Source organism: Streptomyces sp. NPDC050617 (assembly GCF_040654795.1).
GTDB lineage: Bacteria > Actinomycetota > Actinomycetes > Streptomycetales > Streptomycetaceae > Streptomyces.
Map to the genome: position 1 here is coordinate 61,158 of NZ_JBFAIS010000010.1, position 18,494 is coordinate 79,651.

Annotated in this window: 1 protein-coding gene; it reads left to right on the forward strand. The window is 73.2% G+C overall.

What is annotated here, in order from left to right; genetic code table 11:
• Positions 1-425: 425 nt before the first annotated feature.
• Complete coding sequence (locus AB0I49_RS15840) at positions 426-18,398, forward strand: hypothetical protein (protein ID WP_363227527.1); 17,973 nt, start codon at positions 426-428, stop codon at positions 18,396-18,398.
• Positions 18,399-18,494 lie beyond the last annotated feature (96 nt).

The window sequence follows — 18,494 nt, forward strand, 5'->3', positions numbered from 1 at the left end:
GGGGCCGGAGCAGTAACCCGATGGAGAATCCGGGGCGTCGGCTGGACGGTAGGACGGAGAACACGCAGGGCGTGCCGCAGCGGGATCCCGGCAGCACGGGGGACGACGCGGGCTCCGGGGGCCGGAGCAGTAACCCGATGGAGAATCCGGGGCGTCGGCTGGACGGTAGGACGGAGAACACGCAGGGCGTGCCGCAGCGGGATCCCGGCAGCGCGGGCGACGACGCGGGTTCGGGTTCCGGTGGTCGGAGCAGCAATCCGATGGAGAATTCGGGGCACCGTCTGGGCGGTGGGAAACCGGATCCCAACGGGATCTGGAAGGAACCGCACCCGGACGGCCGGACCAATGGGCCGGCGCAGGCTCAGCGGACCGGGCGGGGTCACGATTACCCCGCGACTCACTACAACCGTCCTGTCGACAGTGACTTGGGCGGGGGCGACAAGGTCGGCGGTCGGCCGGGTGACACGGTCGGCCGGGACCCGTTCGCCGGCCCGGGCAAGGCGCTCGGCGGGGGGCAGAAGGATCCGTTCGGTCACAACGAGCCGCGTCCGGAGCGTGCGTCGGGCGATAAGGGCGCGGGTGACTCGCTGGGCGGTGCGCCCAAGCCGTCGGGGCGCAAGGATGCCGGTTTCGGCGGGCGGCCCGCCACGCTCGACGACCTGCCCGGCGGGCGTCCGGGCGGCAGTGGCAAGGGCTCCGGCGAAGCCGGCGGCGGCCTGCGCCCCAACCACGGCAACAGCAGCACCACCAACGTCGAGACGCAGTCCCACGGCAGCGGCAGCGGCAGCGGGAGCCGTCCCGGAGCCGGTACGAACTCCGGCAAGGGCACGAACACCGAGTCGCCGGGGACCCCCGGAAAGCTGCGTCCGGGCAATCAGAAGACGCTCGACGAGCTGATAGCGCCCGGCGGGGGACGGGGCAACCGGTCCAACGAGTTCGAGGACCGCGGCAGCGCCTTGGCCGGCGGGCCGGAATCGCGGCGTCCGGGCGAGAGCCTGCCCGAATCCGGGCCGGCGCCGACGTCGTCGCGTCCGGTGGGCGAGTCTCCGGGCGCGTCGGGCCCGAAGCCGGGGCAGCGCGTCCCGGACGGGGAGCACGGGCAGCCGGTGCCGTCCGGGGGGAAGGAGGCTCCGGGCGGGGCGCCGACAGGGCCCGGCGGCGGCCAGCGGGGCAACCGGACCAACGAGTTCGAGGAGAACGGCAGCGCCCTGCCGGACCCGGCTCAGCACCGTACGGGTCAGGAGATCGTCCGGTTCGGTGAGCGGCAGGGAATGTCCTACGGCGAGGCGCGCGACTGGGGCCGCAGTTACGCGGACGCGCAGCGCGACGGTTTCGACGCCCGTAACCGCTGGGAGCGGGACTTCAACGACCGGCTCGACGAGTTGAAGGCGAACCATTCGCCCACCCCGGAAGGTAAGGGCAAGGCCCCGGCCGACGATGGGAATCGGGAATCGGAGCCGGTCTCGGACGGAATGGGCCGTGGCGTCGCGCGCTTCGGTATGGACCGGGGTATGTCCCCTCGTGAGGCGCAGAACTGGGGCGACCGGTATACGGAAGCGCAGCATGAAGGCCATGAGGCGCGTAACCAGTGGGAGCGGGAGTTCAACGACCGGCTCGACGAACTGAACACGACGCATTCGCCGGGCGGCCGGGACGGGGAGAACGCGTCTCCCTCCGGTGAGGGGATAGGGAGTCTGGCCCCGCCTCCGGAGCGGGTGGGCAGGGACATCGCGCAATTCGGCGAGAGCCGCGGAATGTCCCGTCAGGAAGCGCGCGAGTGGGGCGACCGTTATGCCGACGCACAGCACGATGGTGGTGTCGAGGCGCAGAACCGGTGGGAGCGGGAGTTCGAGAACCGGCTCGACGAGCTGAAGCTGGAGAACGAATTCCACCAGCACCGGAACGGTGGGAATGAGAACGGCGCCGGTAGGGGTGCCGAGAACTCGGGTCCGTCTCCGGAACGGGTCGGCATGGACATGGCCACGTTCGGCGAACGCCGGGGGATGTCTCCCCAGGAGGCGCGAGGGTGGGCCGACCGGTACGCGCAGGCCCAGCGCAGCGGTGACCGGGAGAGCCAGAACCGGTGGGACCGCGAATTCGACGACCGCCTCAACGAGCTCGAATTCGAGCGGGATCTCAACAACCGGCATCGCTTGAACAGCGACCCCGCGTCCGGTTCCAGCGGCGAGGGCCGGGGGAACCGGTCCAATGAGTTCGAGGAGCCGGGCCGTAAGGACGAGCCGCAGGGCGGTCGCGACGGTCGCAACGACCTGGGCTCCAGCAACGCCAAGGGATCCGGCCGCAGCGACAGCGACACGGACACGGGCAGCGGCACCGGGCGGGGAGAGCACTCGGACGACGGCCCGCAGGCCGAGCCGCAGACGTCGCCCTCCGGCCAGGGGCGTCAGACGCAGGTAACGGTGGTGGAGCGGCCCCAGCCGGAGCCCCCGGCCGCCAAGTCCCCTGCCGGGGAGGATGCGGGCAAGAGCGGGGGCAAGCACACGCCCACGTCTTCGTCCGCGTCCGACGATGCCGTCAACGGCGGCCGTCAGCCCGGCAAGCAGGCGCCCGGCGAGGGCCCGGCGATGGGCAAGACGCCTGGCGCGGGCGAGCAGTCCGTGAAGGGTAAGGAGCCGGCGGCGGGCGCTCCCGTCTCCGCTCCCTCGCACCGGCATCCTGGCGCGGCGCGGTTCGACATCGACGCCGCGCACGAGCGGCTCAACGACCCTGCTGTGCCTCAGGACCGGCGGGAGGAGTCTGTCCGGTGGGCCGAGGATGAGGTGTGGGGCCGTATCCGGGAGGTGGCGCCGGATGAGAATCCGGCGGGCGTCGTCTCGCGGCCTGACGAGGTCGTGGACCTGGTCGCCGCCGAGCACCTGCGCGCTGGCCACCTCCCGGCCAGGGACCTGCTGAACACCCTCATCCCGAGCCGGGAGCCCGTAACGAGGCCGCAGTCCGCACAACCCGCGCAGCCCGCCCCGACCCAGCAGCCCCGGCAGAACGAGCGTCCGTCGCAGGACGAACAGCCCTCGCAGAACGAGCGCCCGTCGCAGAACGAGCAGCCCTCGCAGACCGGGCGGCCCACGCGGCCCGCGCAGTCCGAGCCTGCTCAGCAGCCTGCCCGTACCCACCAGGCCGTCCAGCCCGGCGAAGGCAAGGACAACTTCTCCGGCCCAGGCCACCGGTTGGGCGGCTCGGGCAACAACCCGCATGACGTGCGGGTGCAGGACCCTGGCAAGACGGGCGACGACGCGGGTTCGGGTTCCGGTGGTCGGAGCAGCAATCCGATGGAGAACCCCGGGCGTCGGCTGGACGGTAGGACGGAGAACACGCAGGGCGTGCCGCAGCGGGATCCCGGCAAGACGGGGGACGACGCGGATTCCGGTGGTCGGAGCAGTAACCCGATGGAGAACCCCGGGCACCGGCTGGACGGTAGGACGGAGAACACGCAGGGCGTGCCGCAGCGGGATCCCGGCAGCGCGGGTGACGACGCGGGTTCCGGTGGTCGGAGCGGTAATCCGATGGAGAATCCGGGGCACCGTCTGGGCGGTGGGAAGCCGGATCCCCACGGGATCTGGAAGGAACCGCACCCTGAAGGTCGGAGCAATGGGCCGGCGGAGGCTCAGCGGACCGGGCGGGGTCACGATTACCCCGCGACTCACTACAACCGTCCTGTCGAGGGCGACTTGGGCGGTGGGGCCGACAAGGTCGGCGGTCGGCCGGGTGACACGGTCGGCCGGGATGCGTTCGCCGGTCCGGGCAAGGCGCTCGGCGGGGGTCAGAAGGATCCGTTCGGTCACAACGAGCCGCGTCCGGAGCGTGCGTCGGGCGACAAGGGTGCGGGTGACCCGCTGGGCGGCGCGCCCAAGGCGCCGGGGCGCAAGGATGCGGGTTTCGGCGGGCGGCCTGCCACTCTCGACGACCTGCCCGGCGGGCGTCCGGGCAGCAGTGGCAAGGGCTCCGGCGAAGCCGGCGGCGGCCTGCGCCCCAACCACGGCAACAGCAGCACCACCAACGTCGAGACGCAGTCCCACGGCAGCGGCAGCGGCAACGGGAGCCGTCCCGGAGCCGGTACGAACGACGGCAAGGACACGAGCACCGACACGGCGAAGGGCGGCACCTCGGAGCCCGGCGGGAAGCGTACGGGCGCCACGTCGAGCGGCCCGGCTCACGAGTCCGTGGAGCCGCTGCCCGTACCCCCGCTCCACCAGCCGACGACCGGCCACCAGCCGGCCGCCGGTACGGACGAGGCGACGCCGACGTCCCCCGCCACGGACGGCCGGGCCGGTCCGTCCGACCACCTGGACGAGCCGGTCACCACGCCGGGCGAGGCGCAGCCGGGCAGGCAGGGCAACCGGGCCACCGAGCCGCTGCCGACCGGGACGACGGGACCCGTCACGGCCCCGCGTACGGGCACGAGCGGACAGCAGGCGCCCGGCGAGGGCCCGGCGACGGGCAAGACGCCTGCCGCGGGCGAGCAGTCCGCGAAGGGTAAGGAGCCGGTGGCGGGCGCTCCCGTCTCCGCTCCCTCGCACCGGCACCCCGGCGCGGCGCGGTTCGACATCGACGCCGCGCACGAGCGGCTCAACGACCCGGCCGTGCCCCAGGACCGGCGGGAGGAGTCCGTCCTGTGGGCCGAGGACGAGGTGTGGGGCCGTATCCGGGAGGTGGCGCCGGATGAGAATCCGGCGGGCGTCGTGTCGCGGCCCGACGAGGTCGTGGACCTGGTCGCCGCCGAGCATCTGCGCGGCGGTCACCTCCCGGCGCGGGACCTGCTGAACACCCTCGTCCCGAGCCGGGGGCCCGTAATGAGGCCGCAGACCGCTCCGACTCAGCAGCCCCGGCAGACCGCCCCTGCCCAGCAGGCCCCGCAGAACGAGCGCCCGCCGCAGGACGAGCAGCCCTCGCAGAGCGGGCGGGCCCCGCAGCCCGCGCGGTCCGAGCCGAATCAGCAGCCTGCCCGGACCCGGCAGCCCGCCCAACACGACGAGAACGAGACCTACTTCGCGCCTCCGAGCCGTCGCGGCGGCAGCGATCCGATCCGCGATTGGGAGCAGGCTTCCGCTTCGAGCAAGAAGCGTTCCGAGGATCTGCGGGCGATCGATGACGCGGTGCGGAGGCTGCCGGACAATCCGAGTGAGCGGCATCTGCGGCGTGTGCTCACGGCGGTGGACAACTGGCGTGCCAACAAGTCGCGGAGCAGTCACCGCTGGGAGGCGGTGAGCCAGCTTCGGAGGGCGGTCAACAGTCGGCTGGCCGAGTTCGAGTCGCAGCCCGCCGCCCAGCCGGGGCCTTCTTCCCGGCACCGGTCGGCGGGCAGCAGCCAGATGGTGCCGCTGGTGCCCGTCCCGGCGCGTCAGCCCGCGGTGACCGGTTATGGTCCGGCTGACGGCTTTGAGGCCGAACTGCGTGGCTATCAGGTGGTTCTGGGCCACGGCGTCGAGCCGGGCGAGTTCGGCAACGTCGTGGAGTTGCCGGGGCTGCTGACCATCACGTTGGACAAGTTCGGCGGGGTGCCGGTCCTGGAGATCGTGACGCGTCCGTCGCGCGGTCTTCAGGGCGGCAGCGTCGATGGGCGGGCTGAGCGCGCCGATGTGGTCGCGGCTTTCGATCAGGTGCTGCAGATTCTCCGGCGGGTCACGCCCGAGCGGAGCTATACGCTGAGCCAGCTTTTCCCCGCGTCGCTCGGGTACGAGGTCGATCAACTCGCAGAAGGCCTGCGAGTCAAGATCAACCCATATAGCACCGACCATATGCTGGTGCATCAGACCGCGACGTCGCCGCTCAGTGAAATGGCCGAGTACATCCGGCATGTGAGGTCGAATACTCTGGGGGGTACTCCGCCGACCCAGGTGGCTCGACAGGATGCGGATGCGGCTCTCGATTTCAGCCGGAACGCCCGTAACGCCTTCCGGGCTTGGGTCGGTCAGAACCCCGATTACGCTCCTTACGTGACGGAGTGGGACGCCGACGAGCTGCGTGGGGCCCTGACGCTCGGCTATATGCAGGTCGCCGCAGTCATTCGGGGGCGGTCGCCGCAGCATCACCCGAAGGATTACACGGTCGCGTCGTCGCGTGCTTCTCTGGCTGCGATTCGGTCGGGTCTCGGGTACGCACCCCAGGCATTCCTGGAGGCGAATGCCGGTGCTCTGGCGGACGGGTTCACCCGGACTTTCAACAGTCATTCTTCCCGGCCGAATGACGCGTTGCTCGATGGGTTGATGAGGCGGCGCGGTTCGGAGCATCAGCCTGCTACGTTCGGCGAATATCTCGATAACCTGCTCGTCGCGGAGCCGGCTCGGTTCGTGAGTCAGCTTGAGGCGATGTCGATCCGTACGCATTTCGTGGAGCTGGAGGGCAACCCCGTCGGGGGTAGGGCGCTTCTTGACCCGCTGGTGGTGGTGACGGAGAACCGTGCGTACGGGCCGTCGCCGGAGCAGGCGACGCAGGCCACCACGGTGCAGGGGGCAGCGGGGCTGTCGGATTTCTCGCTGGGCCTTTACAACCAGGCTCGTGTGCGGCGTGGTCTGGAGGCGGTCGGCTGGCCCATCGACTATTCCCAGCAGGCTGGTTACGCGCAGCAGGGCTATTCGTCGGTGGCGTACTCCCAGTACTCGCCGCCCACCCGGACCACCGGGAACATCGGACCCGCCCGGACCCCCGAATCGGCGGACACGACCGCTCGCCCGGCCGCGCCCGCGGCCCCCACGCCCGTACCCGCCGCGTCCACGCCCTCTCCCGCCCTGGTCGAGCTGGCGGGCCGGCTGCCGGGCATGGAGCCGGAGGAGCGCGTCGCGGCGGTGGCCGGGCTGCCGCTGTCGGAGCGGGAGGCCCTGGCCACCGACGCGACGCTGGTGACGGGCCTGCGCGACGCGCTGCCCGCCGAGGAATTCCACGCGATAGCGGCCCCGTTGCTGGTCGTGGTCCCGCCGGGCACGGACCGGCCGGAGGAGGCTCGGCAGGAGGCGGAGGCCCTGCTCGGCGGCATGCTCGGGGACCCGGACACCACGGCTGCTCTGTTGACGGGGCGGCGACGGATCGTTGTCGTGCCCCGGGACACGCCGCTGACGTCGTTCGACCCGTTCCAGCAGCCGGACGAGGCCCATGACCACGGGCGTTCCGTGGGCACCGAACGCGGAGTCTTCCGCGGTCGGCTCGCCTGGGTCGGTGAGGAGAACCTGCTCGGCGACACCGTCGGCGTGCCCCACGCCGATGTCTTCGAGGACGGCTACTCCAGCGCCCGCCACGAGTGGGCCCACGCCGTGCAGTCGGTGCTGGGCGACGCCGACCGTCAGTGGATCGCGGACGTCTTCGAGGCCAAGCGGCGTGACGGCACCGCCGAGAACTGGCCTGACGGCGTATTCCCCAACTACTCCTCAAGCTCTCAGCAGGAGTACTTCGCCCAACTCAGCACCGCCTACCTGGGCGCCAACACCGGCACCGACCCCAGCACGGGCCAGGCGCGCAACAACGGCGCCGACTGGGTCGAGCAGAACGACCCGGCGCTGCTGCCGCTGCTGCGACGGCTGTACGGGCCGGGGCGGCCGGGAATCCTCGGCAGCCAGGACAACCCGTACATCCTCGCCGGGTTCCGCGCCCTGTGGGCACAGGCCGAAAGCGAACTGGAACCGACACCTGCGGCGGGCCACTCGCCGCGCACCGACTCCGGTCTGGGGGAGCCCGGCCTCTTCCAGCACGAGGGCTCCGACGAGGAGACCGTGCTGGAGGAGACCCACTTCGCGCCTCGCACGTCTTCCACCACCATGGTGCTGGAGCGGCCCGAGCCCACGGAGGAACGTCCGCCGCGCAACGAGCAGGCTCCGCAGAGCGAGCAGGAGCCGCGGAACGAGTCCGAACCGCGGAATGGGCAGGCCCCGCGGAACGAGCGGACCGAGCCGGCCTCCCCGGCTCCCCGCACCGAGGAGCCCACCCGAACCCACCAGTCCGCCCAGTCCGCCCAACCCGTCGAAGACCGCCAGACCCACTTCGCGCCTTCGAGCCGTCGCCAAGGCGGCAATGATCCGATCCGTGACTGGGAGCGGCTTTCGTCCACGTCGGGCAAGCGACGTTCCGACGAGTTGCGGGCGATCGACTCCGCTGTGCGGCGTCTGCCGGACGATCCGAGCGAGCGGGATCTGCGGCGGGTGCTCAACGCGGTGGAGGCATGGCGGGCCAACAAGTCGCCGAGCAGCCACCGCTGGGGAGTGGTGAGCCAGCTACGGAGCGCGATCCGGGAGCAGCTGCGGGAGTTCGGGGGGCAGCCCGCCGCCCAGCCGGGCCCGTCGTCGTCGCAGCGGGCCGCCGCGCCCGTGGGCAGCAGCCAGATGTTGCCGCTGGTGCCGGTCCCGCAGCGTCAGCCTGTGGTCACCGGTTATGGTCCGGCTGACGGCTTTGAGGCCGAACTCCGGGGATATCAAGTGGCCTTGGGCCACGGCGTCGACCCCGGGGAGTTCGGCAACGTCGTGGAGTTGCCGGGGCTGCTGACCATCACCCTGGACAAGTTCGCCGGGGTGCCGGTCCTGGAGATCGTGACGCGTCCGTCGCGCGGTCTTCAGGGCGGCAGCGTCGACGGGCGGGCTGAGCGTGCCGATGTGGTCGCGGCTTTCGATCAGGCGCTGCGGATTCTCCGGCGGGTCACGCCCGAGCGGAGCATCAAGCTGGGGCAGCTCTTCCCCGCGTCGCTCGGATACGAGGTCGATCCGCTCGCGGTCGATCTGCGGGTGAAGATCAATCCGAACAGCACGAACCACATGCTGGTGCATCAGACCGCGACGTCGCCGCTCAGCGAACTCGTCGAATACATCCGGCACGTGAAGGCGCATACCGAGTCGGGTACTCCGCCGATCCAGACCGCCCGCAGGGACGCGGACGCTGCCATCGAATTCGGCCGTAACGTCCGCAGCGCGTTTCAGCGATGGCTCGCCCAGAACCCGGGTTACGCTGACTATGTGGCGGAATGGGACGCCGACGAACTCCGTGGCGCGCTGACGCTCGGCTATATGCAGGTCGCCGCTGTAATCCGGGGGCGGTCGGGACAGAACCACCCGAAGGACTACACCGTCGCGTCCTCTCGCGCCTCTCTCGCCGCGATACGGTCCGGGCTCGGGTACGCACCCCAGGCATTCCTGGAGGCGAATGCCGGTGCTGTGGCCACCGGGTTCACCCGGACTTTCAACAGTCATTCTTCCCGGCCGAATGACGCGTTGCTCGATGGGTTGATGAGGCGGCGCGGTTCGGAGCATCAGCCTGCTACGTTCGGCGAATATCTCGATAACCTGCTCGTCGCGGAGCCGGCTCGGTTCGTGAGTCAGCTTGAGGCGATGTCGATCCGTACGCATTTCGTGGAGCTGGAGGGCAACCCCGTCGGGGGTAGGGCGCTTCTTGACCCGCTGGTGGTGGTGACGGAGAACCGTGCGTACGGGCCGTCGCCGGAGCAGGCGACGCAGGCCACCACGGTGCAGGGGGCAGCGGGGCTGTCGGATTTCTCGCTGGGCCTTTACAACCAGGCTCGTGTGCGGCGTGGTCTGGAGGCGGTCGGCTGGCCCATCGACTATTCCCAGCAGGCTGGTTACGCGCAGCAGGGCTATTCGTCGGTCGCGTACTCCCAGTACTCACCGCCCACCAGGGCCACCGGGAACAGCGGACCCGCTCCGACCACGACGAACAGCGGGACTACGGACACGGCCGCTCGCCCGGCCGCGCCCGTACCGGCCGCCGCGCCCGTAACCCCCACGCCCGTACCGGCCGCGTCCACGCCGTCTCCCGCCGTGGTCGAGCTGGCCGGGCAGCTCCCCGGCATGAGCCCGGACGAGCGTGCCGAGGCGCTGGCCGCGCTGCCGCTGTCGGACCGGGAGGCCCTGGCCGCCGACGAGTCGCTGGTCCAGGACCTGCGCGAAGCGCTGCCCGCGTCTGAATTCCATGACATCGCGGCGCAGTTGCTGGTCGTTGTCCCGCCGGGCACGGACCGGCCGGAGGAGGCCCGGCAGGAGGCCGAGGCCCTGGTCGCCGGCATGCTCGGGGACCCGGATACCACGGCTGCTCTGCTGACCGGGCGGCGACGGCTCGTCGTCGTGCCGAGGGAGACGCCTCTGACGTCCTTCGACCCGTTCCACGAGCCGGACGAGGCCAACGACCACGGGCGTTCCGTGAGCGAGGAGCGCGGGGCGTTCCGCGGCCGGCTCGCCTGGGTCGGTGAGGAGAACCTGCTCGGCGACACCACCGGTGTGCCGCACGCCGACGTCTTCGACGACGGCTACTCCAGCGCCCGCCACGAGTGGGCGCATGCTGTCCACTCGGTGCTGAGCGACGCCGACCGCGAAAAGATCGCGGAGGTCTACGAGGCCAAGCGGCGCGACGGCGCCGCCCAGAACTGGCCGGACGGAATCTTCCCCAACTATTCGTCCAGCACGGCCTACGAGTACTTCGCCCAGCTCAGCAACGCCTACCAAGGTGCCAACACCGGCACCGACCCCATCACCGGCAGGCCGCGCAACAACGGCGCGGACTGGGTCGAGCAGAACGACCCGGCTCTGCTGCCGCTGTTGCAGCGGCTGTACGGGCCGGGGCGGCCGGGGTACCTCGGCAGCCAGGACAACCCGTACATTCTGGCCGGGTTCCGCGCCCTGTGGGCCCAGGCCGAAAGCTCCCTGGAGCCGGAGACCGCGACGCCGGAGCCGACGCCCGCGGCGGGCCACTCGCCGCGCACTGATTCCGGTTTGGAGGAGTCCGGCCTCTTCCAGCGCGAGGGCTCCGACGAGGAGTCCGTGCCGGAGGAGACCCACTTCGCGCCTCGGACGTCGTCGTCCACCACCATGGTGCTGGAACAGCCCGAGCCCGCCGAGGAACGGCCGAGCCGGTCGAACCAGTCGTCCCGTGGTGAACGGTCGTCGCGTGGCCACCGGTCCATCCGAGGCGAGGGCTCGTCCCGCAGCGAGCGTTCCTCGCGCACCGAACGGCCGTCGCGCACCGAACGCACGCCCCGTACGGAGCAGCCCGCCCGTACGGAACAGCCGTCCCGCAGCGAGCAGAAGCGCCCGGCCGAGCAGCCCGCGCCCGCCCGTAACGAAAGCCCGGCCGCCACGCCCGAGGAGCGGGTGACCGGGCGCGGGCTGGAGCCGGTGTACATCGTCGACCAGGGCGACACGCTGGCGCACGCGCTGACCGCCACCGCGCCGGGGGAGACCAGCCGGCTGGCCGGGCACTCCCGGCCCGCCGGTACGCAGGAGCTGCGGGACGGTCTCGCCGACGCGCTCGCCGCCGACCTGCGCCTGCCCCCGTCGGAGCGCCGGCTGTGGCCCGCGCTCACCAGGCAGAACGGCCCCGGCGGGACGGCGGAGCCGCTCGTCGCCGAAGGCGGCGAGGACGAGGCCGTGCGGACCGTGCGGACGGGTTCCGAGGGCGGGGACTGGCTGACCCTCGCGGTCGCCGCGCCCGTACTGAACCTGAATCTGACCGTACTGACGCCGGACGGCGCTTCCTGGACGGCCGGACCCGAGAACGGCCGCCCGGCCGTCCTCTTCCAGCAGCAGGACCCGCCCCCCTTCACGGCGGAATGGGCGGCGACCCAGCCTCCGGCGGAGGCCCGGCCGACTCCGCCCGCGCCGCCGGTTCAGGAGACCCCGGCCCGCGCCCAGGCGCAGGCCCCGGCTCCGGCCCCGGTCGCGGAGCCATCGACGGTGCCGCGCGCCCTCGGCGCAACCGGTGGAGGGCGCTCCGCCGAACCGGCCGTCACCAGTACCCCGGCGCAGCCGCAGGTCTTCTTCGGCGCCGACCCGCGCCCGACGGCGGCCCCGGCCGAGCCGTCGCGCAGCCGGACGAAGTCCGGCAGCTCCTCCGGGACTTCTTCGAAGTCGAAGGGCAAGGAGAAGGAGAAGGCCACTTCCTCCAAGAGCACCACTTCCAAGAGCACCACTTCAAAGAGCACCACCTCCAAGAGGACGACATCCGCCCCCGCGGCGGAGACCACCGCCCCCGTGGCTCCGCCCACCACCCGGCGGCAGCGGACCATCCTCGCGCCCGTGGACGAGAACACCGAAGCGCGCTTCGCCGACCCCGGCGAGGGCAGCTCCAGGGGAGCGGCGGGCAACAGCGGCGCCGGCCGGGGCAGCGGCAGCGGCCGTGGCAGCGGTGACGGGTTCGAGCAGACCCCGGCGCCGCGTGAGGGCGAGGGCGAGGGCAGCGCGCCGCGCGCCCTCTCCCCGTACGCACTCGCCTACGGCTCCCGGCACGACGGCATGGTCGGGCTCGTGGTGTACGAGGCGCAGACCCCGGACGTCCTCGACGGACTGCACCGGCAGGTGGTGGAGGAGCTGGGCCTGACGCCGGGGAGCGAGGCCGCGGACGAGGTGCGCGCGCAGCTCACCGAGTCGCTCGACCTGTCGGAGATCTCGGAGAACCTGTCGGACGTGCGCAGCGGCGGCGGCCACCGCATCACGGTCACCGTCGACGGGCGCGAGCGCACCGCGGACGTACGGATGCGGCAGTCCGACCCGAGGCTGAACCAGCGCGCCGGGACCTCGGGCGAGGTCCCGCGCAAGACGAAGGTGGAGCGGACGGGCGACGGCGGGCAGACGTCCTCCAGCAGCCAGGACTCCGGCACCGTGCGTACCGTGCCGATCCCGTGGATCGGGATCTACGAAGGCCCGCAGGGGCCGCTGCGCTGGTTCGACGGCACCCTGTCGGCGACCGTGACGCACAACCAGATCTCGCAGTCCGTGACGGTCGGCGAGGGCGTGTCGACGAAGACCGTGCAGCGCGCCGGCGACGAGGCGCACGCCGTGGACTACACGAGCCGGTGGCAGGTGCGGGCCGACGCGGACCGGAATCCGCAGGCCGACTGGGGGCCGGAGCGGGCGCAGGGCACGGTGACCGTGTGGTTCCCGGAGCACCGGGCCTTCGCCCCCACGGGCGACCAGGGGCCGATGCCGGAGCCCGCCGGGCTCGACGGTCTGCCGCTGTGGGGCGTCGAGGGCGTCGTGGAGCCGGCCCGGCTGCGGGACGAGATCCTCGGCCACGAGGACTTCGCCGACCTGAACGGGCTGGGCGAGGACTCGCGGGAGGATCTGACCGAGTTCCTCTCCGAGCGGATGCTGCGCGGCAGCGTGCCGATGCAGCGTGACAACGGCGTGTTCTCGCCGGTGCTGTACGACGCGGACGGCGACGCGGTCGGCGTGGTCCGGATCGCCGCCAGGCTGCGGCCCAGGGACCCGTCCGTCCGGACGCCGGACGGCTTCTCGCTGGAGTCCTGGCGCACCCACAGTTCCAGCGTGGACCAGTCGGTGCGGCTCACCAGCGGCATCGGGGTGGACGGCAGCGGCGGTCCGATGTTCACGCCGGACACCGCGGCCGGCCACCCGACCGCGGGCACCCGGCACGGCGGCGGCGTCTTCGGCAAGGCCGGGGCTTCCTGGTCGCCCTACGACGGGCTGAGCACCGGCAGCAGCTCGTCGCTGATGCACGGCCTCTACACGACCAGCGGCCACCTGGTGGTGCCCGCCGACATCACGTACGACGTCACGTTCATCCCCGCCGACGGCGGCGAGATCGCCCGCTCCTTCGGCCCGTGGGAGGAGGGCATCGAGCTCCGGCTGCCGCCGCGGGAGGTCACCGAGGGGCACGTCCCCACGCGGGAGGAGACGCGGCGGCTCCCCGGGCACCTGGAGAACGTCGAGAGCATCGGGCTCGCCGCGGTGCCCGTCGGCGTCGAGGGCACCGAGGAGATGTTCAACCGGGCGGAGCGGTATCTGCGCCGGGAGGGCTTCCTGCCCTCGCGCGAGCGCGGCGGGTCCGGTTCGAGCGAGAAGCGGCGGCGCGCCCAGCTGGAGAACCTGCGCCGGTTCCAGCAGCTGCGCTCCGGGATCGGCCAGGACACGGCGCTGACGGACGCCGTCGACGGCGGGCGGCGCGCGTGGTTCCAGCTGCCCGGCCGGCGCAATGTGCAGGTGCGGTTCACCGCCGGACCGGACCGCACGCCGCGGCCCGGGGAGACGGAGGCGCCGCGGCCCGAGCACTCGCGGCATCTGCCGAGTGTGGAGACCGCGACCTTCAGTTCCCACGCGACGAGCGGTTCCCGGCAGACCGGCAACCAGTTCGCCGGCTCGGTGGGCGGTGGCGGCGGCCCGCGCTGGGCGACGCCCGACGCCGGGTGGGCGGTGGACACGACCGTTGACCGCACCCGCGGCAAGAAGGTCGACACCTCCTCGACGGCCGGCACCTCGGTCTCCACGGACCAGTTCAACCTGACCACGGAGGGCGGCACCGAACTCTTCCGGATTCCGGCCCGGTTCGGGCTGGACCTGTACGAGGGGACGTCGCCGGAACCGCTGGTGCGCTTCGCCCAGGACCCGGACCGGTCCGCGCCCGTAACGGCTCGGCAGCCGGTCCAGGGCCTGCCCGCGCCCGTGACGGCTCGGCAGCCGGTCCAGGGCCTGCCCGCGCCCGTGACGGCCGAGCAGAACATGCCGGCCGTGCCCGCGCGCGTACTGGGCGGGCAGAGCGCCCCGGTGGCGCCGGCCGCCGCCCCCGCCGCTCCCACTACGGTTCCCGGCACCATCACGCTCGCCGTGCCGCACGCCCGTACCCTCCCCGCCGACGCCCCGGCCCCCGCGCCGCGGGAGCCGGACGTCATCCGCGCGCCCCGCACCGGTGGCGGGCAGGACGACGACTTCGAGCGGCTGCGGATGACGGACGCGGAGGGCAACCCGCGGCCGGGGCAGATCCGGCTGCCGTCCGACGCGAACGTGGACGACTTCCGGGGCGCGGGCGCCATCCAGCGGGCGTTCCAGCAGCTCGTCGACGGCACCTACCCGGGCCACCCGGCGACCAACGCGTTCGGCCAGTGGGTCAACTCGGCCACCGGCCGGCTGCCCGGTGCGGTGACGGCCGTGGGCAGCGGGGTCGCGGAGTACCTGGCGGGCCCCGCGCCCACCGACTCGGGCGCCTTCGCGGCCGAGGCCCTGTTCCAGCAGATCCGGACCTCCAGCCTGATCGGCCGGTCGCACCAGATCTTCAACGGCACGTATGTCATCGAGGGCCTGGTCCTGCCCGGACTCGCCGCCGACCAGGAGATGTCCCTGGACATCCGCGGCTTCCTGCACCACCCCGCCCACGACGGGTCGTTCACCACCTACGGCGAGAGCGACATGTCCAGTACGGACACCAGGTCGCGGTCGCGCACCGTCACCAACAGCCGCGAGTACGGCGGCAGCGTCGGCGCGCTCCAGTCGGCGCCCACGCCGCCGAGCCGGGGCCTCCAGGCCCAGCCCAGCGGCCGCGGCGCCCAGAGCCGCAGCGTCGACGACGGCAACTCGCGGTCGACGAGCACCTCGGTCGTGCGGGTGCCGGTGGAGACCGGCCGGCACCATCTGATCACCGCCGACGCCACGCTGCTGCTGACCCTGCACCGGGGCACCCGCAACGTCGTCGGGCACCTGGCGGGGATGGGCAGCCGGGACGACATCACGATCGCGATCGACCTGCCGCGCTCGGTGCGGTTCAGCATCGCCGACAGCCATCTGCACGGCCTGGGCCGCTGGTTCGCCGGTGTGCGGGGCATCCCCGCGACGCCCACGCCGCCCAACACGCTGCCGCTGCCCGAGCACTTCGTGCAGACCCGGCAGCTGGGCTACGGCAGCGTCCGGTACGTCACCCAGCTCGACGACCCGGTGCGGCGCAACGAGGTCCGCGACCGGCTCCACGACGAGCTGCTGGCGCTGCTGGAGCGGGAGGCGCCGGGCGTGACGCGGCCCGGCAGCGCCGCGTACATGTCCGGGCTGGGCGCCCAGATCGCCAATATGACCGCGCAGGACCGGCTGCGGGCGCTGCCCGGCCGGGGGTCGGTGACCGCGTGGTACCGCTACCCCACGACGGGCGGCACCCGGCTCCTCCAGGTCACCCTCTCCGCGGAGCCGGAGGCCCAGTCCGCGGCGCTGCGCCAGCTGCGCGGCCGACCGGCGGGCGAGGGGGCGGGCCTGGACCAGCTCGGCATCCACGCGCCGAACGTCGAGGGCCGGTCCCACGGAACGTCCCGCACCCGGAAGGCGGGCGTCAACCCGATCACCCGCTACCCGCGCCCGAACGCCGCGGCCGGCCGTACCGACCGGACCGGACCCACGCTGTCCGCCGCCCGGTCCACCGCCCGGTCCGCGCGGATCGACAACAGCGCCGACGACCGGCACTGGACCCGCACCGAGAACGCCGCGGACTTCGACCACGTCGGCTACACCTTGACCGGCGCCGTGCGCTCCCAGCTGATCCCGAACTGGCCGCCGGACCTGCTCGGCGGCGCGGCGGCGGCCGGCTGGATCACCCTGTCCGAGGACTCGGGCGAATCGGTCGCCCAGCGGCTCCAGCGGCTGCTGCGCGGCCGGCCGACCCGCACGGTGCAGGTCCCGGCGTCGGTGGCGCTGCGGTTCGCGGGCTCGGAGACGACCCCGCCCCGCACGGAGATCGCCCCGCCGGTCCGGCCCTGGGTCACCGGCGCCGACCCGCGGCTGCCCGCGTCGGAGCGGGGCCCGCTGCCGTTCGGCAGGCGTCCGTTCACGGCCGGTCCGGCGCTGGCGCCCTCGGGCGCGACGCCCGTGTTCACGTACAACGCCTTCCACGAGCTCGCGGAGGCCATCCGCGACGTCGCGCCGGGGGCCGCCGAGACGTGGGGCCTGACGCGGGACCTCACGCCGGAGGCCGCCTCGGTGCGGCTCGGGGAGCTCATCCAGGCCGGGGAGATCTCCCTTCCCCCGGCGAGCACGGCCGGGGAGCAGACGTCCCTCGTGCCCGGCGCCTGGCCGGCCGAGGACGAGGTGGCCCCGGCCCTCCAGGTGAGCCTGCACAACCCGCGGCCGCTCACCGAGGCCGAGGACATCGCCATGGACCGGCTGCGGGTGCGGTCGCGTTCGCAGGGCAGTTCCTCGTCCGTGGGCACCGCCGCGGGCCTGGGCTACCAGACCGTGGAGAGCGGCAACCAGGCCAACCTGCACCTGGTCGGCTTTACCGTGCCCGTGCTCCAGGAGCAGCCGGTCACCCGCACCGGCGGCGGCTCGAACTCCAGCGGCGGCTGGGACCGGATCAAGACCGGCGGCACGTCCCGGTCCGCGACCGAGACCAACACCCGCAGCCACGAGACGATGGTCGACGTGGTGCTGCGGGTCGACGGTCCGGGCGGCACCCGCTACGTCACCGGCACGGCCACCGTCCGGCTCTTCGAGCGGGACCTGCTCGGCTACGGCGTGATCGGGCCGCGCAGCGCCTCGCGGGTCTACGACCTGCCGGCGATGCTGAACGAGCAGCCGCACACCCCGCTGCGGAACTGGCTCACGCACCCGGTCACCCAGCTGCCCGCCGCACTGGCCGCCGGGCTGGACCGCCAGGAGGGCAGCGCCCAGCTCTGGCTCGACCTGGGCGCCGACCCGGACAGCACGGCGCTGGCCCGCGCCCTGTACGTGGGGTCCCGCACCGCCCAGGCGGCGGGGCGGCCGGTGGAGCTGGCGCTGCGCGGCAACACCGGGCTGCGGTTCTGGCCGTTCGCGGCCGACGGCTCGCTCGCCGACATCACCCACGCCACCGCCGCCGCCTGGCACCGGATACAGGGGCACATCACCGCCGCGACGGACGCGGCGGTCGCCGAGGCCGCCGCGGTCGCGCACGAGCAGCAGTGGCTGCTGCCCGACCTGGAGCAGGCCGCGGCCCAACTGGCCGCCGCCGACGCCGGGCTGGCGGCGGCGGACACCGCGCACACCGGGGCGGCGGACGCGCTGACCGAGGAGCGGCGGCAGCGGCAGTCGGTCGCCGACCGGCTCGCCGAGGCCCGGCGGGCCCAGGACGACGCCGAGGGCGCGGCCCGTGCCCAGGCGCAGGCCCAGCGGGCGGCCCAGGTCCGGGTCGCCAGCGCGGAACGGGCGGTGGCGGAGGCCGAAGCGGCGCTGGAGGCCGCGGAGGCCGCGGACGACAGCGCGTCGGACACGTCGTCCGTCGCCGGGTCCGAGCCCGACCCCGAAGCGGACCTGGCCGCCGCGCGCAACGAACTGGGCGCGGCGGAGCGGGCGTTGACAGGCGCGCGGGCGCGTGCCGAGGTCGCCCAGGAGGCGGCCGACCGCGCCGCCGCGCACGCGGACGGCGTGGACCGGCAGCTCGGCGCGGCCGACCGGCGGGTCGACGAGGCGGGCCGGGCGGAGAGGACGGCCGCCGGCGGTCTCGCCGTTGCCACGCAGCTGCGCAACCAGGAGTTCGAGACCCACCAGAGGCTGCTGGAAGAGGTGCGGCAGGCGCGCCAGGAGCAGGTCGACCAGCGGCGCATCCAGGACGAGGCGTGGGCCCGGATGCCGGGCCTGGCCGGCAACCTGAGCGCCGACCGCTGCCGGGAGGGCACGGGCGGGGCGCGGTTCCCGCTGAACTCGCTCCACTAGCCGCGACGGCGGCGGGCGCGCATCGGCCCCGGCGGGGATTTCCCCGCCGGGGCCGATGGGTTCTGCCGGAGCGCTGTCGGACCGGAGTGTTGTCGG